General features: G+C 61.5%; 25 protein-coding genes. 16 read left to right on the top strand and 9 right to left on the bottom strand.

Translation table 11 applies throughout. The features are described 5' to 3' along the window. Positions 1 to 24: 24 nt before the first annotated feature. From AC3WKX_RS24015 to AC3WKX_RS23995, 5 genes are all read right to left on the bottom strand, one after another. Entirely contained in the window at positions 25 to 1,047 is a 1,023-nt protein-coding gene (locus AC3WKX_RS24015) for an SIS domain-containing protein (protein ID WP_102605537.1), read from the bottom strand. Further along, entirely contained in the window at positions 1,028 to 2,134 is a 1,107-nt protein-coding gene (gene nagA / locus AC3WKX_RS24010) for an N-acetylglucosamine-6-phosphate deacetylase (protein WP_087695120.1), read from the bottom strand. Before nagA ends, AC3WKX_RS24015 begins: the two co-directional genes overlap by 20 nt. Positions 2,135 to 2,144: 10 nt before the next feature. Next, a complete protein-coding gene (locus AC3WKX_RS24005) occupies positions 2,145 to 2,903 on the bottom strand; it encodes a GntR family transcriptional regulator (protein ID WP_003209609.1) in 759 nt (252 codons plus the stop codon). A gap of 263 nt (positions 2,904 to 3,166) precedes the next feature. Beyond that, entirely contained in the window at positions 3,167 to 3,670 is a 504-nt protein-coding gene (locus AC3WKX_RS24000; protein ID WP_003209608.1) for a L,D-transpeptidase family protein, read from the bottom strand. 42 nt (positions 3,671 to 3,712) lie between these two features. After that, the gene (locus AC3WKX_RS23995) at positions 3,713 to 4,261 is read right to left on the bottom strand and encodes an NUDIX hydrolase (RefSeq protein WP_003209606.1); all 549 of its coding nucleotides are present in this window, start codon (positions 4,259 to 4,261) and stop codon (positions 3,713 to 3,715) included. A gap of 146 nt (positions 4,262 to 4,407) precedes the next feature. On the opposite strand from AC3WKX_RS23995, the gene AC3WKX_RS23990 reads away from it, so the two are divergent. The 5 genes from AC3WKX_RS23990 (at position 4,408) to purT (ending at position 7,669) form a co-directional block, all read left to right on the top strand. Continuing rightward, entirely contained in the window at positions 4,408 to 5,010 is a 603-nt protein-coding gene (locus tag AC3WKX_RS23990) for a CoA pyrophosphatase (protein ID WP_003209605.1), read from the top strand. Positions 5,011 to 5,049: 39 nt separating this feature from the next. Beyond that, positions 5,050 to 5,574, top strand: a complete 525-nt coding sequence (locus AC3WKX_RS23985; protein ID WP_008438249.1) for a gamma carbonic anhydrase family protein — start codon at positions 5,050 to 5,052, stop codon at positions 5,572 to 5,574. Continuing rightward, entirely contained in the window at positions 5,571 to 5,786 is a 216-nt protein-coding gene (locus AC3WKX_RS23980) for a DUF1289 domain-containing protein (RefSeq protein WP_102605536.1), read from the top strand. Before AC3WKX_RS23985 ends, AC3WKX_RS23980 begins: the two co-directional genes overlap by 4 nt. 164 nt (positions 5,787 to 5,950) lie before the next feature. Then, positions 5,951 to 6,418 carry a hypothetical protein gene (locus tag AC3WKX_RS23975; RefSeq protein WP_003209599.1) on the top strand — a complete coding sequence of 156 codons (468 nt, stop codon included), beginning with the start codon at positions 5,951 to 5,953 and terminating at the stop codon, positions 6,416 to 6,418. Positions 6,419 to 6,487: 69 nt separating this feature from the next. Beyond that, positions 6,488 to 7,669, top strand: a complete 1,182-nt coding sequence (gene purT, locus AC3WKX_RS23970) for a formate-dependent phosphoribosylglycinamide formyltransferase (protein WP_023659130.1) — start codon at positions 6,488 to 6,490, stop codon at positions 7,667 to 7,669. 126 nt (positions 7,670 to 7,795) lie between these two features. On the opposite strand, the gene AC3WKX_RS23965 is transcribed toward purT, so the two are convergent. The 3 genes from AC3WKX_RS23965 to AC3WKX_RS23955 form a co-directional block, all read right to left on the bottom strand. Beyond that, positions 7,796 to 9,106, bottom strand: a complete 1,311-nt coding sequence (locus AC3WKX_RS23965) for an MFS transporter (protein ID WP_003209595.1) — start codon at positions 9,104 to 9,106, stop codon at positions 7,796 to 7,798. A gap of 221 nt (positions 9,107 to 9,327) precedes the next feature. Continuing rightward, positions 9,328 to 10,566, bottom strand: coding sequence for a transporter associated domain-containing protein (locus tag AC3WKX_RS23960; RefSeq protein WP_102605535.1), 1,239 nt, complete (start codon positions 10,564 to 10,566; stop codon positions 9,328 to 9,330). A 12-nt stretch (positions 10,567 to 10,578) separates the two neighbouring features. Next, positions 10,579 to 11,391, bottom strand: a complete 813-nt coding sequence (locus AC3WKX_RS23955) for a cytochrome C assembly family protein (RefSeq protein WP_010176828.1) — start codon at positions 11,389 to 11,391, stop codon at positions 10,579 to 10,581. Between the two features lie 234 nt (positions 11,392 to 11,625). Here AC3WKX_RS23955 and ffh point away from each other — a divergent pair, with 234 nt between their 5' ends. The 11 genes from ffh to AC3WKX_RS23900 all read left to right on the top strand — a co-directional run bounded on the left by ffh (position 11,626) and on the right by AC3WKX_RS23900 (position 25,258). After that, the gene (gene ffh / locus AC3WKX_RS23950; protein WP_003209589.1) at positions 11,626 to 13,002 is read left to right on the top strand and encodes a signal recognition particle protein; all 1,377 of its coding nucleotides are present in this window, start codon (positions 11,626 to 11,628) and stop codon (positions 13,000 to 13,002) included. Positions 13,003 to 13,252: 250 nt separating this feature from the next. Beyond that, positions 13,253 to 13,504: a 30S ribosomal protein S16 gene (gene rpsP / locus AC3WKX_RS23945; RefSeq protein WP_003209587.1), complete on the top strand. Its 252-nt coding sequence runs from the start codon at positions 13,253 to 13,255 to the stop codon at positions 13,502 to 13,504. Between the two features lie 5 nt (positions 13,505 to 13,509). Continuing rightward, on the top strand, positions 13,510 to 14,046 hold the full coding sequence (rimM, locus tag AC3WKX_RS23940) for a ribosome maturation factor RimM (protein ID WP_003175898.1): 537 nt from the start codon (positions 13,510 to 13,512) through the stop codon (positions 14,044 to 14,046). Between the two features lie 43 nt (positions 14,047 to 14,089). Next, the gene (gene trmD / locus AC3WKX_RS23935) at positions 14,090 to 14,800 is read left to right on the top strand and encodes a tRNA (guanosine(37)-N1)-methyltransferase TrmD (protein ID WP_231988895.1); all 711 of its coding nucleotides are present in this window, start codon (positions 14,090 to 14,092) and stop codon (positions 14,798 to 14,800) included. A 45-nt stretch (positions 14,801 to 14,845) separates the two neighbouring features. Further along, positions 14,846 to 15,196, top strand: a complete 351-nt coding sequence (gene rplS, locus AC3WKX_RS23930) for a 50S ribosomal protein L19 (protein ID WP_003175895.1) — start codon at positions 14,846 to 14,848, stop codon at positions 15,194 to 15,196. Positions 15,197 to 15,558: 362 nt separating this feature from the next. After that, positions 15,559 to 16,455, top strand: a complete 897-nt coding sequence (gene xerD / locus AC3WKX_RS23925; protein ID WP_003209584.1) for a site-specific tyrosine recombinase XerD — start codon at positions 15,559 to 15,561, stop codon at positions 16,453 to 16,455. Between the two features lie 154 nt (positions 16,456 to 16,609). Continuing rightward, on the top strand, positions 16,610 to 17,341 hold the full coding sequence (gene dsbC, locus AC3WKX_RS23920; RefSeq protein ID WP_003209582.1) for a bifunctional protein-disulfide isomerase/oxidoreductase DsbC: 732 nt from the start codon (positions 16,610 to 16,612) through the stop codon (positions 17,339 to 17,341). A gap of 126 nt (positions 17,342 to 17,467) precedes the next feature. Continuing rightward, positions 17,468 to 18,772, top strand: coding sequence for a homoserine dehydrogenase (locus tag AC3WKX_RS23915; protein WP_003209580.1), 1,305 nt, complete (start codon positions 17,468 to 17,470; stop codon positions 18,770 to 18,772). A gap of 67 nt (positions 18,773 to 18,839) precedes the next feature. Continuing rightward, entirely contained in the window at positions 18,840 to 20,249 is a 1,410-nt protein-coding gene (gene thrC / locus AC3WKX_RS23910) for a threonine synthase (RefSeq protein ID WP_003209579.1), read from the top strand. A gap of 109 nt (positions 20,250 to 20,358) precedes the next feature. Continuing rightward, positions 20,359 to 23,940 carry a transporter substrate-binding domain-containing protein gene (locus AC3WKX_RS23905; RefSeq protein ID WP_102605534.1) on the top strand — a complete coding sequence of 1,194 codons (3,582 nt, stop codon included), beginning with the start codon at positions 20,359 to 20,361 and terminating at the stop codon, positions 23,938 to 23,940. A 73-nt stretch (positions 23,941 to 24,013) separates the two neighbouring features. Continuing rightward, complete coding sequence (locus tag AC3WKX_RS23900; RefSeq protein ID WP_102605533.1) at positions 24,014 to 25,258, top strand: EAL domain-containing response regulator; 1,245 nt, start codon at positions 24,014 to 24,016, stop codon at positions 25,256 to 25,258. Here AC3WKX_RS23900 and AC3WKX_RS23895 read toward each other — a convergent pair. Further along, positions 25,227 to 25,880, bottom strand: a complete 654-nt coding sequence (locus tag AC3WKX_RS23895; protein WP_102605532.1) for a response regulator — start codon at positions 25,878 to 25,880, stop codon at positions 25,227 to 25,229. The genes AC3WKX_RS23900 and AC3WKX_RS23895 overlap by 32 nt on opposite strands. Positions 25,881 to 25,948 lie beyond the last annotated feature (68 nt).

Here is a 25,948-nt window from a genome sequence, read left to right as displayed (position 1 = left end):
CATCAGGAAAACGCTGCAATCAACTCAGTGGGTGCGGGTCACTTTGCTCAAGTGACGCGGTTGGTCCGGGTCCATGCCCCGGGCCTCTGCCAAACCGGCGGCCATCACGTAGAAACTCTGGATCGCCAGGATCGGGTCCAGGGCCGGGTGTTCGGCGCGGCTCAGAGTCAGGTCGCGCTCGGCGATGTCATCGGGAGCGGCCAGCAGCACGCGGGCACCGCGCTGGCGCATATCGGCGGCCAGGCTCAGCAGGCCGGCTTGTTCGGCGCCGCGTGGGGCGAAGACCAGCAGCGGGTAGTTGTCATCGATCAGGGCCATCGGGCCATGGCGTACTTCGGCGCTGCTGAAGGCTTCGGCCTGGATCGCCGAGGTTTCCTTGAGCTTGAGCGCGGCTTCCTGGGCAATGGCAAAACCGGCGCCACGGCCGATCACCATCAGTTGCTGGCAGCTGCGCAGGGCATCGATGGCCACGCTCCAGTCTTGCCTGGCGGCTTCACGCAAGCCTTCGGGCAATGCCTTACAGGCTTGCAGCAACTCGTCTTCCTGATTCCAGTGGCCGATCAGCTGGGCGCTGGCGCTCAGGGTCGCGATAAAGCTTTTGGTGGCGGCGACGCTGCTTTCCGGCCCGGCGCACAGCGGCACATGGAATTCGCAGGCGGCTTCCAGTGGCGAGTCTTCGGCGTTGACCATCGAGATGCTCAAGGCACCGCGCTTGCGCAACAGGCGCAGGCTGTTGACCAGGTCCGGGCTCTGTCCCGACTGGGAGAAACCGAACGCCACTTGCCCGCTGACCTTGAGCGGCGATTGCAGCATGGTCACCACCGACATCGGCAGCGACGCCACCGGAATCCCCAGGTGTTGCATGGTCAGGTAGGCGAAGTAACTGGCGGCGTGGTCCGAGCTGCCACGGGCGATGGTCATCGCCACTTGCGGTGGCTGGCGACGCAGGCGGCCGGCGACTTCCACCAGCAGCGGGTCCAGGCGTTGCAGTTGAGCCTCGACGGCCTCACAGGAGGCCAGGGCCTCTTCAAGCATTTTTGAAGTCAATGGTTTCTCCTTCGACCATTACGTCGGTGAGGTGCAGGGAGCGGTCCAGGCGCACGCAGTCGGCAAAGCTGCCGGGTTGCAGGCGACCGCGTTCTTCGAGGCCCAGGTAGTCCGCAGGAAATTGCGACAGGCGTTGTGAGGCTTCGCTGATCGGCAGGCCGATCTTCACCAGGTTGCGCAGCGCCTGGTCCATGGTCAGGGTGCTGCCGGCCAGCGTTCCATCGGCCAGGCGGACGCCGCCCAGGCACTTGGTCACGGTGTGGCTGCCCAGCTTGTATTCGCCGTCGGGCATGCCGGCAGCGGCGGTGGAATCGGTGACGCAGTACAGGCACGGGATCGAGCGCAGCGCCACGCGCATGGCACCGGGGTGCACGTGCAGCAGGTCGGGAATCAACTCGGCGTATTTGGCGTGGGCCAGGGCCGCGCCGACGATGCCGGGCTCGCGGTGATGCAGCGGGCTCATGGCGTTGTACAAGTGGGTAAAGCTGGTGGCCCCGGCGGCGAGGGCGGCGACACCTTCTTCATAGCTGCCCAGGGTGTGGCCGATCTGCATGCGCACGCCACGTTCGCTGAGGGCGCGGATCAGGCCGTCATGGCCGGCGATTTCCGGAGCAATGGTGATCACCCGGATCGGCGCCAGGCGCAGGTATTCTTCGACTTCGGCCATCAAGGCGGTGTGGGCGAAGTTCGGTTGTGCGCCGAGTTTTCCCGGATTGATGTAGGGGCCTTCCAGGTGCACGCCCAGGACACGAGCGGTGCCGGTCGGGCGGCTTTCGCAATAGGTGCCGATTTCGCCGAGCACGCGGGAAATCTCATCCACCGGCGCGGTCATGGTGGTGGCCAGCAGCGAGGTGGTGCCAAACCGCACGTGGGTGCGGGTGATGGTGTGGAAGGCGTCGGTGCCTTCCATGATGTCTTTGCCGCCACCGCCGTGCACGTGCAGGTCGATAAAGCCTGGCAGCAGGTACGGCAGGTCGTTGTCAGCCGGGTTGCACGGGCTGCCTTCTACGGCAGTGACCTTGCCGTGCTGGTGCACCAGGCGGCCGCGAATCCAGCCGTGTGGCGTGAGGATATTGTCTTCGGACATGGGCAGTTCTCTAAATTCGCAGTTCAGCGGAATAGTCGTGGCGGCGCAGTTCTGCGACGAAGTCGTAGTAGTCGTTGCGGCAGTAGGTGTCGGTGATTTCAATCGGGGTGTTGTCGGCGGTGTAGCCCACCCGGGTCATCAGCAGCATGGCGGTGCCGGGGGCGATGCCCACCAGGGCTGCGAACTCGTCCGAGGCGTTGATCGCCTGGATGTGTTGCAGGGCGCGCACGATGGGCTTGCCGATGCTTTCCAGGTATTCGTAGAGCGAGTTGCCGATGGCCTGCGGGTGGGGGAGGACGGAGGCGGGCATGGCGGTCATTTCAATCGCCATCACCGTGTCGTCGGCCTTACGCAAACGCTTGAGCCGCGCGACTTTGTCGCTGGGTGACAGGCCCAGGCGAATCAATTCTTCATGGGTCGGCGGGGTGATGTCGCGCTCGAGCCACTGGGACGTCGGCACAAAGCCCTTGAGCCGGAGCATTTCGCTGAAGCCCGAGAGGCGCGACAGCGGTTGTTCCAGGCGTGGCGTGATGAAGGTTCCGGAGCCTTGGCTGCGACGGATCAGACCTTGTTCGAACAGCACTTCCAGCGCCTTGCGGGCGGTCACCCGGGAAATGCTCAGTTGCTCGCTGAGGGCACGTTCCGACGGCAAAGCCTGCTCGGATTTCCACTGGCCGGCATGAATCGCGGCTTCGAGGTTGCGGGCCAGTTGCAGGTACAGCGGCGTCGATTGTTTATCGTCGGGGCGCAGGGCCAGGATGGGGTTCATCGTGTCGGTTTCCGATGCGGTTATTGGAGTGTTGTCGCCCGGTAGTGATCGCAAGCTAATACCACTTAAATACCATGTCAATGCAGCGAAAACAGTGCGGGCGAGCGTTTGCTGGCGCCTTAATAGTGCGCCAGTTCAAGTGGTATTAGAGAGGTCTTTATTTCAGGCAGAAGCGCGCAGCTTGCCGAGGTGAACTGGTATTCACCGGCAGGCCACCCATGGGGCGGGAATTTTTTTTGAATTATTTTACGAGGGGCAGGAAATTACGGACGAATCTCGATCATCGTGCCGTCTTTCACCAGGTTCCAGACTTCGCGCATGTCGACATTGCGCATGCCGATGCAGCCGTCGGTCCAGTCCAGGGTGTGGAACAGCTCTTCGGGGTAGTCCTCGGCGTCGGGGGTGCCGTGGATCATGATCATGCTGCCGGGCTTGACCCCTTCGCGGCGGGCGCGCGCGGAATCGCTGATATTGGGGTAGGAGATGTGCATGGCCAGGTTGAAGCGGTCGCTGGTCTTGCGCCAGTCGATCCAGTAGAAACCTTCCGGGGTGCGGCGGTCGCCTTCCATCAGCTTGGTGCCCTTGGGGTTCTTCCCCAGGGAAATGCGGTAGGTCCTGAGGGGCTTGCCGTCATTAATCAGTTGCAACTGATGGGCAGACTTGAGCACCAGGATTTTCTCGACGGGTTTGCCCCCCAGGATCACTTGGGTGGAGGCTGGCGACAGCGTGGCAAACGACAGGCAGATCAGAGCAAGCAACCAACGCATTGAAACGGTATCCCCTGAAAAGACTACGTGCCGCCTGGATTGTTATTTGGCCAACTGGGTCAGCGGCGGCACCGATTCGCTGCGCACCGGATACGACTGTTGCCGGCGGTCAGCAAAAAAGCATTCTAAGGTACGCCCGACCGTGCGGAAAGCCAGCTCGGACCAAGGGATGTCGGCTTCATCGAATAAGCGCACTTCAAGGCTTTCGGGACCGGCGGCAAAATCCAGGTCGATCAGTTCGGCCCGGTAGAAGATGTGCACCTGGCTGATGTGCGGCACGTCGATCAGGGTGTAGATGCTCAGGTTGCGCACCCGGGCGCAGGCTTCTTCCAGGGTTTCGCGCATCGCGGCCTGCTCGACGGTCTCGCCGTTCTCCATAAAGCCGGCGGGCAAGGTCCAGAAACCCAGGCGCGGCTCGATGGCGCGCCGGCACAGCAGCACCTGGTCGCCCCACACCGGTACGGTGCCCGCGACGATATTGGGGTTCTGGTAGTGAATGGTCTGACAGTGATCGCAGACATAACGCAAGCGTGCGTCGCCTTCGGGAATGCGCTGGGTGACCGGTTTACCGCACTGGCTGCAGAAGTTCATGCTGGGGTTCCTGGAGAGTGCGCCTATCTTGGCGTGACCGGGTATGGGCTGCAAGTTGTCGTTTAGCGACATGGCCAGGGTTTTGGGGTTGGGCGTGCGCAAGGTTTGGTGCATGATGCAAGGTAGCCAACAGACCGAGATGACTCATGCTGGACGAGCTACTTCGCCGGGTAAGCAATCATACGCCCCACACGCTGGAGACCGACGGTCGTTTCCCGGAAGCGGCGGTACTGGTGCCGATCACCCGCAGTGACGAACCCGAGCTGATCCTGACCTTGCGCGCCAGCGGGTTATCCACCCATGGCGGCGAAGTGGCGTTCCCTGGCGGGCGCCGCGACCCGGAAGACCCGGACCTGATCTTTACCGCGCTGCGCGAGGCCGAAGAAGAAATCGGCCTGCCGCCGGGGTTGGTTGAAGTCATCGGTCCGTTGAGCCCGCTGATTTCCCTGCACGGTATCCGTGTCACGCCTTATGTAGGCGTTATCCCCGATTACGTCGAATACCTGGCCAATGACGCCGAGATCGCCGCGGTTTTCAGCGTGCCCCTGGAGTTTTTTCGCCAGGACCCGCGCGAACATACCCACCGTATCGATTACCAGGGCCGCAGTTGGTACGTGCCCAGTTACCGGTTTGGCGAATACAAGATCTGGGGGCTGACGGCGATCATGATTGTCGAACTGATCAATCTGCTCTATGACGATGCCGACATCAGCCTGCATCGACCGCCGAAAAGCTTCATCAATACCTAAGAGCCAGATGGCCATCGTTCCTGCCGTGAGGATCCACCTATGAAATACCGCCTGGGCGACGCCCGAGTCGAAACCCATCCCAACAGCTGGGTGGCCCCCAATGCCACGCTGGTGGGCAAGGTCAAGCTGGAGGAGGGCGCCAACGTCTGGTTCAACGCGGTGTTGCGCGGCGACAACGAGCTGATCCTGATCGGCAAGAACAGCAACGTGCAGGACGGCAGCGTGATGCACACCGACATGGGTTACCCGCTGACCCTCGGCACCGGCGTGACCATCGGCCATAACGCCATGTTGCATGGCTGCACCGTCGACGATTACAGCCTGATTGGCATCAATGCGGTGATTCTTAACGGGGCGAAGATCGGCAAGCACTGCATCATCGGCGCCAATTCGCTGATCGGCGAGGGCAAGGAAATTCCCGATGGTTCGTTGGTGATGGGCTCGCCGGGCAAGGTGGTGCGGGAACTGACCGACGTGCAGAAGAAAATGCTCGAGGCCAGCGCTGCGCACTATGTGCATAACGCCCAGCGGTATGCCCGTGATCTGGTTGAGCAGGAAGAATGAACCCGGTAGAACGACCCGTCGCCTCGCCGTGCGTGAGCATTTGTGCGCTGGATGACGATGATATCTGCACGGGATGCCAGCGGACGGTGGAAGAGATTACCCGCTGGAGTCGCATGGACAACGCCGAGCGCCGGGTGGTGCTGGGGTTGTGCCATGAGCGGGCGAAGGCGAGTGGGCTGGTGTGGATGATTCCGGGGAAGTCCGGCGCCTGATAAACCGCTTTCGCGAGCAAGCCCGCTCCCACATTTGATTGCGTTTATCTTGGAGGAATGCGTTCAAAATGTGGGAGCGGGCTTGCTCGCGAAAGGGCCTGCCCAGACGACATATTTCCAAATGTGAAGTACCCTGTGCCCCTTGTTCACAGGTCCCTCGCCTCATGTTCTTCCTGATTGCCTATATCAGCAGCGTCGTGCTGATCAACTTCGCCTTTTCCACCGCTCCGCACCTGGATGTCATCTGGTCCGCCTGGGGCGGTCTGGTATTTGTCCTGCGGGACATGGTGCAAACCCGTTTCGGCCATGGCGCGATCATCGCCATGCTGGCGGCGCTGGTGCTGTCCTATATCACCTCCGATCCGTCCATCGCCCTGGCCAGCGCCACGGCGTTCGCGGTGTCCGAATGCATTGACTGGCTGGTGTTCAGCATCACCAAGCGCCCACTCCACGACCGCCTGTGGATAAGTTCGGCGCTGAGTATCCCCCTCGATACCTTCATCTTTTTCGGCCTGATCGGCGCCTTGACGCCCGCGGTCGCCGGCACTGCCCTGGTGTCGAAATTCGCCGGCGTTACCGTGGTGTGGCTGGCCATGGCCTGGCGTTTGCGCCGGCAGCGCGTCGCCAACTGAAGCCAATCTTTACAGTTCATGTAAAATGCCGGCCTTTCTCCCCACGATCCGCTCCCCTGAGGACCTGAGATGACCCGAATCGGAACTCCATTGTCGCCAACCGCGACCCGCGTAATGCTGTGTGGCTGCGGTGAGCTGGGCAAGGAAGTGGTAATCGAACTGCAACGCCTGGGCGTTGAAGTGATTGCCGTGGATCGCTACGCCAACGCGCCGGCCATGCAGGTTGCCCACCGCAGCCACGTGATCAACATGCTCGACGGTGCCGCGCTGCGTGCCGTGATCGAAGCCGAAAAGCCGCACTTCATCGTGCCGGAAATCGAAGCGATCGCCACCGCCACCCTCGTTGAGCTGGAAGCCGAAGGCTTCACCGTGATCCCGACCGCCCGCGCGACGTTGCTGACCATGAACCGCGAAGGCATCCGTCGCCTGGCCGCCGAAGAGCTGGACCTGCCGACCTCGCCGTACCACTTCGCCGACACCTTCGAGGACTACAGCAAGGCCGTCACCGACCTGGGCTTCCCGTGTGTGGTCAAGCCGGTGATGAGTTCGTCGGGCAAGGGCCAGAGCCTGCTGCGCAGCGCCGATGACGTGCAGAAAGCCTGGGATTACGCCCAGGAAGGCGGGCGTGCCGGCAAGGGCCGCGTGATCATCGAAGGCTTTATCGACTTCGACTACGAAATCACCCTGCTGACCGTGCGCCACATTGGCGGCACTACCTTCTGTGCGCCTGTCGGTCACCGTCAGGAGAAGGGCGACTATCAGGAATCCTGGCAGCCACAGGCCATGAGCCCGATTGCACTGGCGGAATCCGAGCGCGTTGCCAAGGCGGTAACCGAAGCGTTGGGTGGTCGTGGTCTGTTTGGCGTCGAGCTGTTTATCAAAGGCGATCAGGTGTGGTTCAGCGAAGTGTCGCCGCGCCCCCATGACACTGGCCTGGTGACCCTGATTTCCCAGGACTTGTCGCAGTTCGCCCTGCATGCGCGGGCAATTCTCGGCCTGCCGATCCCGTTGATCCGTCAGTTCGGGCCTTCGGCTTCGGCAGTGATCCTGGTGGAAGGCAAGTCGACCCAGACGGCGTTTTCCAACCTGGGTGCAGCCTTGAGCGAGCCGGATACGGCGTTGCGTCTGTTCGGCAAGCCGGAAGTGAATGGCCAGCGCCGTATGGGCGTGGCGTTGGCGCGGGATGAGTCGATTGAGGCTGCGCGGGCTAAAGCCACTCGTGCTTCGAAGGCTGTTGTTGTAGAGCTGTAACCCCCCGCCGATCGTTCCCACGCTCCGCGTGGGAATGCCGTGCTGGACGCTCCGCGTCCGCTCTTAAGGGCGTGACGCAGAGCGTCACCGGATGCATTCCCACGCAGAGCGTGGGAATGATCATCATCAGGCGACCTTGTTCAAATCGTTATTGCGCGTCTCTTTCAGGCACAACACAGCAATCAAGCTGATCACCGCTGCCGCCGACACATACCCGCCGACATAACTCAAACCGCCCATCGCCACCAGCTTGGTCGCGAAGAACGGTGCCGCCGACGCACCCACGATCCCACCCAGGTTATACGCCGCCGAAGCACCGGTATAACGCACGCGGGTCGGGAACAGTTCCGGCAACATCGCGCCCATCGGGGCAAACGTCACGCCCATCAGGAACAGCTCCAGCGCCAGGAACAGTGCCACGGCCCAGGTTGAACCGTGGGTCAGCAACGGCTCCATGGTGAAGCCGGAAAGGATGGTCAGGATCGCACCGACAATCAGCACCGGCTTACGCCCGTAACGGTCGCTGGCCCACGCCGCCAGCGGCGTCGCCGCGCCCATGAACAGCACCGCGAAGCACAACAGCCCGAGGAAGGTTTCACGGCTGTAACCCAGCGTAGACACACCGTAGCTCAGGGAAAACGCGGTGGTGATATAGAACAGCGCATAACACACCACCATCGAGGCCGCACCCAGCAGGACCGGCAGCCAATGCTGGCTGAACAGTTCCACCAGCGGCACCTTCACCGGCGCTTCCTTGGCCACGGCGTTCGCGAACACCGGCGTTTCATGCAGTTTGAGCCGCGCATACAGCCCCACCATCACCAGCGCCGCGCTGAGAATGAACGGAATGCGCCAGCCCCAGCTGCGGAACTGCTCGTCGCTCAGGCTCATGGCCAGGATCAGGAACAGCCCGTTGGCCGCCAGAAAGCCAATCGACGGGCCCAACTGCGGGAACATGCCGAACCAGGCGCGTTTGCCCTTCGGGGCGTTCTCGGTGGCCAGCAACGCCGCGCCGCCCCATTCGCCGCCAAGCCCGAGGCCCTGGCCGAAGCGCAGCACGCAGAGCAGGATCGGTGCCCAGGCGCCGATGCTGTCATAACCGGGCAGCAAGCCAATCAGCGTGGTGCACACGCCCATCAGCAGCAGTGACGCCACCAACGTCGATTTACGGCCAATCCGGTCGCCAAAGTGGCCGAACAGCGCCGAACCCAACGGCCGCGCGATAAACGCGATACCGAAGGTCAGGAACGAGGCGAGCATCTGCGCCGTGCCGGAGGTTTGCGGGAAGAACACCGGGCCGATCACCAGCGCGGCGGCAGTTGCGTAGATATAGAAGTCGTAGAACTCGATGGCGGTGCCGATGATGCTCGCGGTGGCGACCCGGGCCGTCGAGTTGGTCGGGGCGGCGGTCGCCGTCTCGTTATAGGTGGTGCTCATTGAGGTATCCCTGACGGTCATTGCGCGTTTGGACGCGGATTATTATTGGTCGAACACCCATGGATCAGGGTTGTGCGCGGGGCGGCTCGGGATGGGAGCAAACACCGGTCAGACACGGTAAAGCGGTGCCTGGACGCGCTCAGTGCGGGTAGCACGCGGTCGGGCGGGGCTTGGGTAAGCCGCCCGATTATAGGAAGGGGTTTGCGGATCCAACAAGGGGCTTAAGCGGCGACCGGCACCGTGCTGGTGTGCCAGATCAGTACCTTGGCGACGCGGTTGTCCTCGGTCTCGAGGATTTCCAGGCGATAGCGGCCGATTTTCAGGCACACGGCGCAATCCGGAATGGTCTCCAGTGCTTCGGTCACCAGGCCGTTGAGGGTCTTGGGGCCGTCGCTGGGCAGGTGCCAGCCGAGGGTTTTGTTCAAGTCGCGGATCGAGGCGGCGCCGTCGATCACGTAGCGGCCATCCAGTTGCGGCTGGATGTGCGGGTTGTCGAGGTGGTGCTCGCTTTCGAACTCACCGACGATTTCTTCAAGAATATCTTCCAGGGTCACGATGCCCAGCACTTCGCCGTATTCATCCACCACCATGCCCAGGCGGCGCTGTTGCTTGTGGAAATTCAGCAATTGCAGTTGCAGCGGTGTACTTTCCGGGACGAAGTAGGGCTCGTGGCAGGCGGCCAGCAGGGCTTCCTTGGTCAGGCTGGCGTCCGGCAGCAGGTGGCGGATCTGCCGGGTGTTGAGCACCGCCTCGACCTGGTTGATGTCGCTGTGAAACACCGGCAGCCGGGTGCGCGTGGAAACCCGCAGTTGCTCGATGATTTCCTCTACCGGGTCATCCAGGTTGATGCCGTCCACTTCGCTGCGGGGCACCAGGATGTCGTTGACGGTGATGTTGTCCAGGGCGTGGATGCCCGGCATGCCCGGCGCGCGGGTGTTGGGGATTTCGGCTTCCGGCTCGTCGTCCTGGTCCGGCTGCGGCTCGTCGCTCTTCTTGACCAGCCCGGGCTTGCGGGTGAACGGGCGCAGCAGCAACAGGCTGACACCGTTGAGCAGCCAGGCCAGCGGATAAAGGATTTTCAGCGGCACGCTCAGCAAGGTATTGCCGAAGCCAAGGATGGTTTGCGGGTGGCGAGTGGCCAGGGCACGCGGCAGATAGTCGGCCAGCACCAGCAGCACCGCGCTGGAGATCACCCAGCCGAGCCACGGGCCGTTTTGCGCCCAGGCGTAGATCGCCAGCAGGGTGCAGAGAATCACCACCACGGCGCGGCACAGGGTGTTGCAGAGGATCAGGCTGTTGCGCGGGAAGTTCAGGCGGGCGGCGGCTTTGTCACCCTGGCGGGTGCCGGGGCGCAGGGCCAGCAAATGTTGCTGGGCGGCTTCGATGGCGGTAAACAGCGCCGACCATAAAACCAGCAAGGCTACTACCGCAAGCATCGGCCCCAAGGGCAAGTTGTCCATGTCGGCTGCCCGTCAGATATGCAGGATGTATTCGCGAACCAGCTTGCTGCCGAAATAGGCCAGCATCAGCAGGCAGAAACCGGCCAGGGTCCAGCGGATCGCCTTGTGCCCGCGCCAGCCGAGACGGTTGCGGCCCCACAGCAGCACGCTGAACACCACCCAGGCCAGGCAGGCCAGCAGGGTTTTATGCACAAGATGCTGGGCAAACAGGTTCTCGACGAACAGCCAGCCGGAGATCAGCGACAGCGACAGCAGCGTCCAGCCGGCCCAGAGGAAGCCGAACAGCAGGCTTTCCATGGTTTGCAGCGGCGGGAAGTTCTTGATCAGCCCCGACGGGTGCTTGTGCTTGAGCTGGTGGTCTTGCAACAGCAGCAGCAAGGCCTGGAACACCGCGATGGTGAACATGCCGTAGGCGAGGATCGACAGCAGGATGTGGGCGAGGATGCCCGGCTCTTCATCAATGACCTGCACGGTGCCGGTCGGTGTGAATTGCGCCAGCAGCACCGTCAGCATCCCGAGCGGGAACAACAGCACCAGCAGGTTCTCCACCGGGATCCGGTAGCAGGCCATCAGGGTCAGCGCGATCACCGCGGCGGCAATCAGGCTGGCAGCGCTGAAGAAATCCAGGCCCAGGCCGACCGGCGTCATCAAGTGCGTGAACAGGCTGGCGGCGTGAGCCAGCAGGGCGAGGACGCCAAGGCCTACCAGCAGGCGTTTGTCGGCCTTGGCGCCTTGGGCCAGACGAGTGCCCTGATAGAGGGTCGCAGCGGCATACAAGATGGCGGCGGCGAGGCTGGGTAGCAAACTGGGTGACAAAGGGAGCATAAATCCTGTTAAGCAGGCCCGAAAGGCGCTGAGTTTGGCATACACCTGCGTAACACGAAAGACTCTCAGGCCAGACAGCGGGTGTGCATGGCGACAGTCTTCGCTATAATCCGCGACCTGCCCACGCCGCAGGCTCGCCGAGCGCTGTTTTTAATAGCGATTTACCACAGCCTGGGCCGCCATTACCTCGGTCTAACAATGCATTTCGATGAATAGGGCCTGAAAGGATCGCGCATGTTTGAAAATCTGACTGACCGTCTCTCGCAGACGCTGCGCCATGTCACCGGCAAGGCCAAGCTGACCGAGGACAATATTAAAGACACCCTGCGTGAAGTGCGCATGGCGTTGCTGGAAGCCGACGTCGCCTTGCCGGTGGTGAAGGACTTCGTCAACTCGGTCAAAGAGCGCGCGGTCGGCACCGAAGTGTCCCGCAGCCTGACGCCGGGCCAGGCCTTTGTGAAGATCGTCCAGGCCGAACTCGAAAGCCTGATGGGCGCGGCCAACGAAGATTTGAACCTCAGCGCCGTGCCGCCAGCCGTTGTGCTGATGGCCGGTCTGCAAGGTGCGGGCAAGACCACCACCGCCGGCAAACTGGCGCGCTTCCTTAAAGAGCGCAAGAAGAAGTCGGTGATGGTGGTGTCTGCCGACGTTTACCGCCCGGCGGCTATTAAACAGCTGGAAATGCTCGCGGGCGAAGTGGGCGTGACCTTCTTCCCGTCCGACCTGAGCCAGAAGCCGGTCGATATCGCCCAGGCGGCTATTAAAGAAGCCAAGCTGAAATTCATCGACGTGGTCATCGTCGATACCGCCGGTCGCCTGCACATCGACGAAGAGATGATGGGCGAGATCAAGGCGCTGCATGCCGCGATCAACCCGGTAGAAACCCTGTTCGTGGTCGATGCCATGACCGGCCAGGATGCGGCCAATACCGCCAAGGCCTTTGGTGATGCACTGCCGCTGACCGGTGTGATCCTGACCAAGGTCGACGGCGATGCCCGTGGCGGTGCCGCCTTGTCGGTACGCGCCATTACCGGCAAGCCGATCAAGTTCATCGGTATGGGCGAGAAGAGCGAAGCGCTCGAGCCGTTCCACCCTGAGCGGATCGCCTCGCGTATCCTCGGCATGGGCGACGTGCTCAGCCTGATCGAGCAAGCGGAAGCGACCCTCGACAAGGACAAGGCCGACAAGCTGGCTAAAAAGCTGAAGAAGGGCAAGGGCTTCGACCTCGAAGACTTCCGCGACCAGTTGCAACAGATGAAGAACATGGGGGGCCTCGGCGGCCTGATGGACAAGCTGCCGAACATCGGCGGCGTGAACCTGGCGCAAATGGGCAATGCCCAGGGCGCGGCAGAGAAGCAATTCAAGCAGATGGAAGCCATCATCAATTCCATGACCCCGGCCGAGCGCCGCGACCCTGAGCTGATCAGCGGTTCGCGCAAACGTCGGATCGCCATGGGTTCCGGCACCCAGGTGCAGGACATCGGTCGCTTGATCAAGCAGCACAAGCAGATGCAGAAGATGATGAAGAAATTCTCCGCAAAAGGCGGGATGGCCAAGATGATGCGCGGCATGGGCGGTATGTTGCCCGGCGGCGGCATGCCGAAAATGTAAAGAATTCGAGCAGAAGTTCGCTTCTGCTCCGACCCGCAGGGATGCGGGATCTCCAGCAAACCCGCCATTGGCGGGAGCTGACTTGCCGTTTTAACCGACGGCTCTATAGCAGATCTGAATGGCACGCTGATAGGCGCCAGAAAAAGACATTTGCAAAAGTCCGGATATTCCTTAGAATATGCGGCCTTTCGGGCACCTATGCCCGCTGTGCATTTAGATTTGCAGCACCGACTACAGGAACGATGTTCACATGCTAACAATCCGTCTTGCCCTTGGCGGCTCCAAAAAGCGCCCGTTTTACCACTTGACCGTAACTGACAGCCGCAACCCACGTGACGGCTCTCACAAGGAACAAGTTGGCTTCTTCAACCCGATCGCTCGTGGTCAAGAAGTCCGTCTGTCCGTGAACCAAGAGCGCGTAGCCTACTGGCTGAGCGTTGGTGCACAACCTTCTGAGCGCGTTGCTCAGTTGTTGAAGGATGCATCTAAGGCTGCGGCCTGAGCAATATGAACGCGACGCCAGCGGTAGCTGATGATTTGATCGTTATCGGCAAGATTTATTCTGTTCATGGCGTTCGCGGCGAAGTGAAGGTGTATTCCTTTACTGATCCGACTGAAAACCTGTTGCAGTACAAGACCTGGACGCTCAAGCGCGAAGGTAGTGTGAAACAGGTAGAGCTGGTCAGTGGACGCGGGAGCGACAAGTTCCTGGTCGCAAAGCTCAAGGGTCTTGATGATCGTGAAGAAGCTCGTCTTCTGGCCGGTTATGAGATCTGCGTGCCGCGCAACCTGTTCCCTGAATTGACCGACGGCGAGTACTACTGGTACCAGCTGGAAGGTCTGAAGGTTATTGATCAACTCGGGCAATTGCTCGGGAAAATCGATCATCTTCTGGAAACCGGCGCCAATGATGTAATGGTGGTCAAGCCTTGCGCTGGCAGCCTGGATGATCGCGAACGCCTGTTGCCCTATACCGAGCAATGCGTGTTGGCCGTCGACCTGGCAGCGGGCGAGATGAAGGTGGAATGGGACGCGGACTTCTAACGTGGCTAACCTGCGCGTTGAAGTGATCAGTTTGTTTCCCGAGATGTTTTCCGCCATCAGCGAGTACGGCATCACCAGTCGGGCGGTGAAACAGGGGCTCTTGCAGCTCACCTGTTGGAACCCGCGAGACTACACGACGGATCGACATCACACTGTGGACGATCGCCCATTTGGCGGTGGCCCGGGCATGGTGATGAAGATCAAGCCCCTGGAAGATGCGTTGGTTCAGGCCAAGGCAGCCGCCGGGGAGAAGGCGAAGGTAATTTACCTGTCCCCTCAAGGCCGTCAGCTGAATCAGTCGGCGGTACGCGAGTTGGCGAATCTGGAAGCATTAATCCTGATTGCCGGTCGCTATGAAGGCATTGACGAGCGGTTTATTGAAGCTCATGTCGATGAAGAGTGGTCGATTGGGGACTATGTCCTGTCTGGCGGCGAGCTGCCGGCGATGGTCCTGATAGATGCGGTTACACGACTGCTGCCTGGAGCTTTAGGGCATGCGGACTCCGCGGAGGAAGATTCCTTCACGGATGGTTTGCTGGATTGCCCGCACTACACCCGACCGGAGGTGTATGCGGATCAGCGTGTTCCCGACGTATTGCTAAGTGGCAATCACGCACACATCCGGCGTTGGCGTTTACAGCAGTCCCTCGGGCGGACCTATGAACGACGCGCCGATCTTCTGGAAAGCCGCTCGCTTTCTGGAGAAGAGAAGAAGCTGCTCGAGGAATACATCCTCGGGCGGGACGATAGTTAACAACGTATCGATGGTAGGTCCGACGACTTACCTTAGGAGCACAGCATGACTAACAAAATCATCCTTGCACTCGAAGCAGAGCAGATGACCAAAGAGATCCCTACCTTTGCCCCGGGCGACACCATTGTCGTTCAGGTGAAAGTGAAGGAAGGCGACCGTTCGCGTCTGCAAGCGTTCGAAGGCGTGGTAATTGCCAAGCGTAACCGTGGTGTGAACAGTGCTTTCACTGTTCGTAAAATCTCCAACGGTGTTGGCGTAGAGCGTACTTTCCAGACCTACAGCCCGCAAATCGACAGCATGGCCGTTAAACGTCGCGGTGACGTACGTAAAGCCAAGCTGTACTACCTGCGTGACCTGTCCGGTAAAGCAGCTCGCATCAAGGAAAAACTGGCTTAAGTCCAGCTTCCCGATGCAGAAAAAAGCAGCCTACGGGCTGCTTTTTTGTTGCCTGAAATTTGTCCATTTCCCCGGTATCTATTCATGACTCCCCGCCTCGAAGAAATTCAGCGTCGCACTGACCTTAAAGCCGTTTTCCGCTTTTGTGGCGAGGGAGCTTGCTCCCGTTGGGCTGCGCAGCGGCCCTGAAACCGGCAATAGAAGTCTCTCTGTTGGACCTCAATGGTCAATCAGGGCCGCTTCGCGCCCCAGCGGGAGCAAGCTCCCTTGCCACAGATTATTTGCCCGCTTTCATTGATGTGTAGCGGCCCGTGCTGCGATAGGATCTACCCGACATCGCCATTTTCCCTGCTTGAGCCCTCATGTCCGCCATCGACCACCCGCAGATAGACCGCTTCCTCGACGCCCTTTGGCTGGAAAAAGGCCTGTCGGACAACACCCGCCAGGCTTACCGCAGCGACCTCGCGTTGTTCAATGGCTGGCTGCAGGAGAAAAACCTCGAGCTGCTCGACGCCGGTCGCGAGCTGATTCTCGACCACCTGGCCTGGCGCCTGGAGCAAAACTACAAGCCTCGCTCTACTGCGCGTTTTCTCTCAGGCGTGCGTGGCTTCTATCGCTACCTGCTGCGGGAAAAGCTGATCGCTGTCGACCCAACCCTGCAAATCGACATGCCGCAGCTGGGCCGGCCACTGCCCAAATCCCTGTCGGAAGCCGACGTCGAAGCCCTGCTCGCAGCCCCCGACCTGAGCGAAGCCATCGGCCAGCGCGACCGTGCCATGCTGGAAGTGCTGTATGCCTGCGGCCTGCGCGTCACCGAGCTGATCAGCCTGACCCTGGAACAGGTCAACCTGCGCCAGGGCGTATTGCGCGTAATGGGCAAGGGCAGCAAGGAGCGCCTGGTGCCCATGGGCGAAGAGGCGATCGTGTGGATCGAACGCTACATGCGCGACGCCCGAGCCGAGTTGCTCAACGGTCGGCCCAGCGATGTACTGTTTCCCAGCCAGCGCGGCGAACAGATGACCCGCCAGACCTTCTGGCATCGCATCAAGCACCAGGCCAAGGTTGCCGGCATCGGCAAGTCGCTGTCGCCCCACACCCTGCGTCACGCGTTCGCCACGCATTTGCTCAACCACGGCGCGGATTTGCGCGTGGTTCAAATGCTCCTGGGCCACAGCGACTTATCCACCACCCAGATCTACACCCACGTGGCGCGGGCACGTTTGCAGGAGATGCACGCCAAGCACCATCCCCGTGGATGAAAAACACTTCGGAAAAAGCCCAATTTCCCCGCGACTGGCTGCCCTGCGGCCCAACTGTGGTAGGCTTTGCCGGTTCGCAAAGGGGACGGCCCAAACCCGTGTTTGAAGATCGGTGTTCCTGCTCCCGTCCCTGCATCTGCCTTCAGGAGTTCCCATGCGCTTGACCCAGATTTTTGCCATCGCAGCCATTGCGTTGGTCTCAACCTTTGCCGTCGCCGACGACGCCGCAGAGAAGACAATCCGCAAGAGCCTGGAAGCCCTCCAGCTCGACACCCCGATTGAAAGCATCAACGCCAGCCCGATGGCCGGCCTGTACGAAGTCAAGCTCAAGGGCAGCCGCGTGCTGTACGCCAGTGCCGATGGCCAGTACATCGTCCAGGGCTACCTGTTCCAGCTCAAAGACGGCAAGCCGGTGAACCTCACCGAGAAAGCCGAGCGCCTGGGCGTGTCCAAGCTGATCAACGGTATTCCGGTGGCTGAAACCGTGGTTTACCCGGCCATCGGCGAAACCAAGACTCACATCACCGTGTTCACCGACACCACCTGCCCGTACTGCCACAAGCTGCATGCCGAAGTGCCTGAGCTGAACAAGCTCGGCGTTGAAGTGCGCTACGTGGCGTTCCCGCGCCAGGGCCTGGGTTCGCCGGGTGACGAGCAGTTGCAAGCCGTCTGGTGTTCGGCCGACAAGAAAGCGGCCATGGACAAGATGGTCGATGGCAAGGAAATCAAGGCCGCCAAGTGCGCCAACCCGGTTTCCAAGCAGTTCGCCCTCGGCCAGTCGATTGGTGTGAACGGTACGCCGGCCATCGTTTTGGCTGACGGCCAGGTGATTCCGGGCTACCAGCCTGCGCCGCAAGTTGCCAAACTGGCACTGAACGCAAAGTAAGCATTATCGTCGAGCCTTGACGATCATGATCCGCCGACAGTTCGGCGGGTCATTAATAGAGAGCCGCAGTTGTGCGGCTGTTTTCACGGCCGACCTTGAGTCGGCCGTTTCATGGGGAGTTCTTCAGTGAAACCGGTCAAAGTAGGCATCTGTGGGTTAGGGACCGTCGGTGGCGGCACCTTCAACGTACTTCAGCGTAACGCTGAAGAAATTTCCCGCCGTGCAGGGCGTGGGATTGAAGTGGCACAAATTGCCACGCGTACGCCAAAGCCTCAGTTCCAAACGACCGGTATTGCGATTACCAACGATGTCTTCGAAGTCGCCACCAACCCTGAAATCGATATCGTCATCGAGCTGGTAGGCGGCTACACCGTGGCCCGCGAGCTGGTGCTCAAGGCCATCGAAAACGGCAAGCATGTGGTCACTGCCAACAAGGCGCTGATTGCCGTGCACGGTAACGAAATCTTCGCCAAGGCCCGCGAGAAGGGCGTGATCGTGGCGTTCGAAGCCGCCGTGGCCGGTGGCATCCCGGTGATCAAGGCGATCCGTGAAGGCCTGTCCGCCAACCGTATCAACTGGGTGGCCGGCATCATCAACGGCACCGGTAACTTCATCCTCACCGAAATGCGCGAGAAGGGCCGTACCTTCGAAGACGTGCTGGCCGAAGCCCAGGCCCTGGGTTACGCCGAAGCCGATCCGACCTTCGACGTGGAAGGCATCGACGCTGCCCACAAGCTGACCATCCTGGCGTCCATCGCCTTTGGTATCCCGCTGCAGTTCGACAAGGCCTACACCGAAGGCATCACCAAGCTGACCACCGCCGACGTGAACTACGCCGAAGCCCTGGGCTACCGCATCAAGCACCTCGGTGTGGCGCGCAGCACCCCGGCCGGTATCGAGCTGCGTGTGCACCCGACACTGATCCCGGCCGACCGCCTGATCGCCAACGTCAATGGCGTGATGAACGCCGTGATGGTCAACGGTGACGCTGCCGGTTCCACCCTGTTCTACGGCGCCGGCGCCGGCATGGAGCCGACCGCTTCCTCGGTGATCGCCGACCTGGTGGACGTGGTTCGTGCCATGACCAGCGACCCGGAAAACCGCGTACCGCACCTGGCCTTCCAGCCGGACTCGCTGTCGGCCCACCCGATCCTGCCGATCGAAGCCTGCGAAAGTGCCTACTACCTGCGCATCCAGGCCAAGGATCATCCGGGCGTGCTCGCCCAGGTGGCCAGCATCCTGTCGGAGCGCGGCATCAATATTGAATCGATCATGCAGAAGGAAGTCGAAGAACAGGACGGCCTGGTGCCCATGATCCTGCTGACCCACCGTGTGCTGGAGCAGCACATCAACGACGCCATTGCCGCGCTTGAAGCGTTGCAGGGCGTGGTTGGGCCGGTGGTGCGGATTCGCGTCGAACACCTGAACTAATCGTTTTGCGGCAAGGGCCCCACGCGTTCGGCGGCCCTTGTTCAAGCATGCTCTAGAGGAGCCAGTCATGCGTTATATCAGCACCCGCGGCCAGGCACCGGCCCTGAATTTCGAAGACGTTCTGCTGGCCGGTCTGGCCACTGACGGCGGCCTGTACGTGCCGGAAAACCTGCCACGCTTCACCCAGGAAGAAATCGCTTCGTGGGCCGGCCTGCCGTACCACGAGCTGGCGTTCCGGGTCATGCGCCCGTTCGTCACCGGCAGCATCCCGGATGCGGATTTCAAGAAAATCCTGGAAGAAACCTACGGCGTGTTTTCCCACAGCGCCATTGCCCCGTTGCGCCAACTGAACGGCAACGAATGGGTCCTGGAGCTGTTCCACGGCCCGACCCTGGCGTTCAAGGATTTCGCCCTGCAACTGCTGGGTCGCCTGCTGGACTATGTGTTGGAAAAACGCGGTGAGCGCGTGGTGATCATCGGCGCTACTTCCGGTGATACCGGCTCGGCGGCGATCGAAGGCTGCAAGCACTGCGAAAACGTCGACATCTTCATCCTGCACCCGCACAACCGCGTGTCGGAAGTGCAGCGTCGGCAGATGACCACGATCTTCGGCGAGAACATCCACAACATCGCCATCGAAGGCAACTTCGATGACTGCCAGGAAATGGTCAAGGCCAGCTTCGCCGACCAGAGCTTCCTCAAGGGCACGCGCCTGGTAGCGGTGAACTCGATCAACTGGGCGCGGATCATGGCCCAGATCGTCTATTACTTCCATGCTTCCCTGCAGTTGGGCGGCCCGGCGCGTTCGGTGTCGTTCTCGGTGCCAACCGGCAACTTCGGCGACATCTTCGCCGGTTACCTGGCACGCAACATGGGCCTGCCGATCAACCAGCTGATCGTCGCCACCAACCGCAACGACATCCTGCACCGCTTCATGAGCGGCAACCAGTACGTCAAGGAAACCCTGCACGCCACACTGTCGCCGTCGATGGACATCATGGTCTCGTCGAACTTCGAACGCCTGTTGTTCGACATGCACGGTCGCAACGGTGCTGCCCTGGCCGGCCTGATGGACAGCTTCAAGCAAGGTGGCGGTTTCAGCGTCGAGCAGGAGCGCTGGACCGAAACCCGCAAGCTGTTCGACTCCCTGGCCGTGGACGACGCAGAAACCTGCGAGACCATCGCCGAAGTCTACGCCCAGACCGGCGAGCTGCTGGACCCGCACACCGCCATTGGCGTCAAGGCCGCGCGCGAATGCCGCCGCAGCCTGGACATCCCGATGGTGATTCTCGGCACCGCGCACCCGGTCAAATTCCCGGAAGCGGTAGAGAAGGCCGGGGTTGGCAAGGCGCTGGAATTGCCGCCGCACCTCACCGACCTGTTTGAGCGTGAAGAGCGTTGCACGGTATTGGCCAATGACCTGAAAGCGGTACAGGCGTTTGTCAGCCAGCATGGCAATCGCGGCAAGCCACTCTGAGCCAACGGCTTTGCGTGGTGGATCAAGCCCGTCTTCGTGACGGGCTTTTTCATTCTGGCGAGCCATACTTGCGCGGCGACCAACAAGAATAATCAAGGAAACCCAACCGGTGTATTTATCGACCCGAGCACACGCGTGGCTGGCATGTGTGCTGCTGCTTGGCCATGGTTCGGCAAGCCTCGCGGCTGTCAGCCTGCCGTTCAAGCTGGTGCCGGCGTTCATTGCCCTGGAGCCCATGCCCCTGACGGCCAGCGAGCAGCAATGGCTGGCGGCCCATCGGCCACTGAGAGTGGGCATTTCGATTGATGACTATCAGCCGATCGATATCACCCGCGACCGCAATCGCTACCAGGGCATCAGCGCCGATTACCTGAGCCTGATCGGCGCGCGTCTGCATGCACCGATGCAAGTCCTGGGTTTTGCCGAGCGGGCGCAGGCGGTGGAGGCCCTGCGGAGCGGCGCCATCGATATTCTCACCAGTGCCAACGGTTACGAGCGTGATGTGTCGGGGTTGCGCTTTACCGAAGACTACATGCCGGACCGCTCGGTGGTGGTCGTGCGCCGGGATGACAGCACCCAGAACGAGGACCTCAAGGACAAGAAGCTGGTGTTGCTGGACGGTTACGCCAACGTCAAGAACGTCCATCAGGCGTATCCCGGGAGCCACATCATGCTGGCACCGAATCTCTACAGTGGCCTCGAAGCGCTGAAGCAAGGTGATGCCGATGCGTTTATCGGCAACGAAGTGATCGTGCGCGCCTATAAATCGCTACGGCCCTACCTGGGCTTGCAGATCAAGGTGGAAAGCCGGCTGGCGCCCATCGGCTTTGCCTTTGCCACGCGGGAGGCCGACCCGCTGTTGGGGACGCTGATGGACCGGGCGCTGGCGAGTATTGATGAGTCTGTGCGGCGGGAAATCCTTGCGCGCTGGACCACCGGACTGGGGGTGGGCATTGCCGCCGAGCGCATCGCCTTGTCGGCCCCGGAGCGGGCCTGGGTACTTCAGCATCCGCATGTGGTGGTGGCGTCCCAGCAACTGTCTCCCTATGTATTCAAGGACAAGGACGGCCAGTGGGTGGGGCTGAATGTGGACTTGCTCAACCGCATTTCACGCATGACCGGCCTGCAGTTCGTGATGGAGGAAGTGTCCTCCACGGCACAGACCCTGGGGTTGCTGGAAACGGGCAGGGCGGACATGAACACCACCCTGGCCGAAAATCAGGAGCGCAAGGCCTTTCTCGATTTCAGCCATGGGTTCGGGGGCTCAGGCTGGGTGTTTATCCAGCGCGCTGACGCACCGCCAGTGGCCAGTTTGAGCGAGCTTTCAGGCAAGGTGCTGGCGCTGCCGGCACGCCATGTCCTGGAGGGGTACATTCGTCGCGAGCACCCCGGGATCAAGCTGCAATCGGTGGATAACTACGTCCAGGCCCGTGAGCTGGTAACGCAGGGTCGCGCGGCGGCGACTATCCAGAGTGAAGTGGAAGTGCAGAGTTACCCTGCCGATGAGTTGCGCATCGGCCGCAGTGTCGAGGGCAAGTGGTCGGCCAACAGCCTGTCGGTGCGCAAGGATCAACCGGAACTGCTGAGCATTTTGAACAAGGCGCTGGAAGCGCTGCCGGTCGCGGAATTGAGCGCCCTGCGTTTGCGTTGGCTGGGTAGCGTACCCGTCCCGGTGCCGGCCTGGCAGCGTGTGCCGCCATGGGCCTACTGGACGGTCGCCATGGCGCTGCTGTTTGTGCTGGTGTCCCTGGCCTGGAACAGCCGGCTCAAGCGCCAGATTCGCCAGCGCCTCCAGGCCGAGCAGCGGCTCAACGACCAGTTGGCGTTCAAGCGCGCGCTGCTGGACGGCATGCCCAACCCGGTATTTGTGCGTGATCTGGAAGGACGCCTGGTGACCTGCAACACCAGCTATGAACAACAGTTGAACACCCGGCGCGAGCAGATACAGGGCCTGACGCTGATGGAAAGCGGGCTGATGCCTGACGCTACGGCCGCGCGCCTGCATGCCGGCCACATGGAGCAATTGGCGAGCCAGCAGTCGCTGTTCGTCGACCGGCAGCTGGAGTTCAATGGCGGGGCGTTTCATGTGTATCAGTGGACGGTGCCGTTCTTCGACGCCAAGGGCCAGCTCCAGGGTTTGCTCGGTGGCTGGGTCGATATCAACGAGCGCAAGGTCCTGGAGCTCCAGCTGATGGATGCGCGGCAGGCCGCTGACGAAGCGAACTACGCAAAAAGCGCGTTTCTCTCGACCCTGAGCCACGAGATTCGCACGCCGATGACCGCCATTATCGGTCTGCTCGAGCTGGAACAGGAGCGTGCCCAGGCTGAAGGCAAGCCAGTGTCTGAAGCCCTGCGAGTGGCCCATCGCTCGGCGCGTGAGTTGATTGCCCTGATGGGCGACAGCCTGGACCTGGCCAAGATTGAAGCCGGTCATCTGCAACTGGCGCCGCAGGCCACTGACTTGAAACGTTTCTTCGAGGGCATACAGCGCTTGTTCGAACCCATGGCGCAGAAAAAGGGCCTTCACCTGACCCTGGCATTCGACCCGAGCGCGCAAGGGTATTACTGGTTTGACCCGCTGCGCCTGCGTCAGGTTATCCATAACCTGTTGGGCAACGCCCTCAAGTTCACCTCGCGCGGCGAGGTTCGGGTCAGTGTTGCGCGCAAGCTTGACCCGGCGGGGGCCGAATATTTGCACCTGTGTGTGGAGGACAGCGGGCCGGGCATTGGCGTCGAGCAGCAGGCGCGAGTGTTCAAGCCGTTTATCCAGGTCAGCGCGCGGACGGCTGCCGAGCACGGCGGCACGGGACTGGGCTTGAGCATCTGCCAGCAGTTGGTGGAATTGATGGGAGGCAGCATCACCCTGAGCAGCGTGGTGGGAGAGGGCACGATGGTATGCATCGACCTGTACCTGGATCGGGTCAGCAGTGACGACGTGCCAGCATCTGCCGGTGTACCGCTGCTGGCCGCCGGCCGCAACCTGTCGGTGTTGGTGGTGGATGACCTGCCGGCCAATCGGCTGGTGCTGGTTCAGCAGTTGCAGTTCCTGGGTCATCAAGTAGTGGCCGTCGACTCGGCCGAAGCGGCCTTGCAGCGTTGGCACCATGAGGTGTTTGACGTCCTGGTCACCGATTGCAATATGCCGGGCATGTCCGGCTACGCCTTGAGTGAGGCCATCCGCCGGCTGGAAGCCCAGGAGCAACGGCCACGCCTGGCGCTGGTGGGTTGCACGGCGAATGCCCTGGATGATGAACAGCAGCGCTGCCGGGAGGCGGGAATGGATGAACTGCTGGTCAAGCCCGTGACCCTTGAGCACTGGACGCGTGTGCTCGCCCGCGTCGTGCCTGCACGCTCTTTCAGCATCCAGACCCTGCGCACCATGACCCAGGCCGACGGACCGGTTTTGCAGCGTATGCTGCAGGAGCTGGCGAGGAGCCTTGAGCAGGAACATAACCTGATGGCGTCCGCCATGACGGAACACGACCAGGTCCGGCTGGCCGCCTCGCTGCACCGCCTGAAGGGCATATGCTGCCTGGTGGATGCGTTGCCGCTGGCCAAGGCCTGTGTGGCGCTGGAAGGGTGTATTCGGGAGCAGCGCAACGCTGAGATTGAACTGCATTGGTTAGCGCTGCGCGAAGCATTGATCGAATTCCAGGTCGAGCTTGAGGCTTATCTGGACCCGTCCGAATAAGACATGTCCTATGGGGAAGGCGCGGGGTTTTTATTAGTCTGTGCACCCTCGCTTCTCCCCGGTAACGTTTTTCATGCGCTCCCTCAACGTCCTGATCCTCGAAGATAACCCGTTCCAACTGATGGCCCTGCATCAGATGCTCAACGCCAACGGCGTATTCAATGTACGCACGGCCGAAACGGTCGACGCCGCTCGCCAGTCACTGGAGAGCAAGGGCGCGGTGGACATCGCGATTTGCGATCTGTACCTGGAGCAGGGTGATGGCCTTGAGCTGATTCGGGAAATGGCCGAGCGCCGCCAGGCTCAGGTGTTGATCCTGCTGAGCAACGCCGAGCCGGATGTGCTGGAAGGCGTGGCGCACATGGCCCGACAGTTGGGGCTCAACGTGCTCGGCTGCCTGCCCAAGCCGGCGTCGGCAACGCTGATCGGGAAAGTCCTCGAGGCGTGCCGGGAGCGCTTGCGGCCCGGGCCGCCGGTGGTGTCCTGGGAGCGGGTGCGCCAGCTGCTGGACTTGAGCGAATCCGAGCAGTTGCCGCCTTCGGCGGATCTGAGCCAGGCCGCTATCGCCCGCTGCGGCGCGGTCTGGTATCAGCCCATTGTCAGCCAGGCGGGCGCGTTGCAAGGTGTTGAAGCGCTGGCCCGCTGGCAGCTTCCTGACGGCGAGTTGCTGTTGCCTGACGCGTTTCTGCCGGTGCTGGAGTTTGCCGGAATGGAAGAGGCGTTTACCTGGCACGTGCTGGAACAAGCGCTGGGCCAGGCGGCACACGTCATGCGCGAAACCGGGCAGGTGCTGCCGGTGGCGGTGAATATCCCGGGGCGGATGCTGGAGCGTCCGCACTTTCCCCAAGTGCTGCAAGGCTTGCTGCAACTTCACGGCGTGCCCGCCCGTGGCCTGACCCTGGAACTGGTGGAAACCTCGCGCCTGAACACCGACAGCGCCCACGTCACCGGCTTGCTGCGTTTGCGGATGATGGGGTGCAAACTGTCCATCGGTGATTTCGGCGTGGGCGGCACCAGCCTGCAACGCTTGCTGGAATTGCCCTTCAGCGAATTGAAGATCCCGCCGGCGTTTGCCAGCGGCATGGCCAGGGACGATCGCAAGGCGGCAGTGGTTGCTGGCGCCATGAGCATGGCGAGGCGACTGGGTGTGGGTGTGGTGGTGACCGGGGTTGAAAGTGCCGCCGACTATCACGCGGTAAGTGAACTGGGGGCTGCGTGGTTGCAAGGCTGCTTTATCGCCGGCCCCATGGACGCCGAGGCGCTGAAGCAGTGGATCGCGTTTCAGGCTAGGCCAGCCCGTGTTCCTGCACATAGATAAACAGCGCGGCGTCGTTGCTCAGGCCCAGCTTGCGCATGGCGCTGACCTTTTGTGCACTGACGGTTTGCTTGCTGCGATGAAGATTTGCGGCGATCTCGCCTACCGTCAGGCCGCCGGCCAGCAGGCGGATGACTTCCAGTTCACGGGGTGAGAGTTGATCCTGGGAGTGCACACGCTCGACGCCGGCCAGGTTCAGTGACTGACTGATGGTCTGGGCCACATAACGTCGCTGCTGGTGCACCTGACGGATTGCTTCAGGCAATTCGTCTGCGAGACTGGCCTTGCTCAGCAGGCCCATGACACCCAACTCCAGGATGGCGTGGAACAGGCCGGCGTTGTTCAGCATGGTCACCACCACGATGGGCAGGCCCGGGTGATGCCGGCGCAGTTGTTCGATCAGGCGCAAGCCGTCGGCCTGGGGCTCGGCGGGCATCATGAAGTCGGTCACCAGAATGTCGCAGGCACAACGTTGCAGCAGTTCGCCAAGGGCCTGGGGTGAGTTGGCTTCACCGACGATGGTTAGCCTCTCGTCACGTTCCAGGACCGCCCGCAGACCGATGAGGAAAATCGGGTGGTCGTCGGCGAGGACGATGCGCAATGGCTTGTCAGACGTTTCGTTCAATACAGGCTCCCGGGGTAATTCGGGGATTCTAGCCTGTTAACGCAGGAGAGGGTCTGATGGTGCGGTTT

The organism is Pseudomonas sp. GP01-A4 (assembly GCF_058780865.1).
The sequence above is the reverse complement of the archived record's forward strand: the minus strand, read 5'-3'. Positions and strand labels throughout refer to the sequence as shown.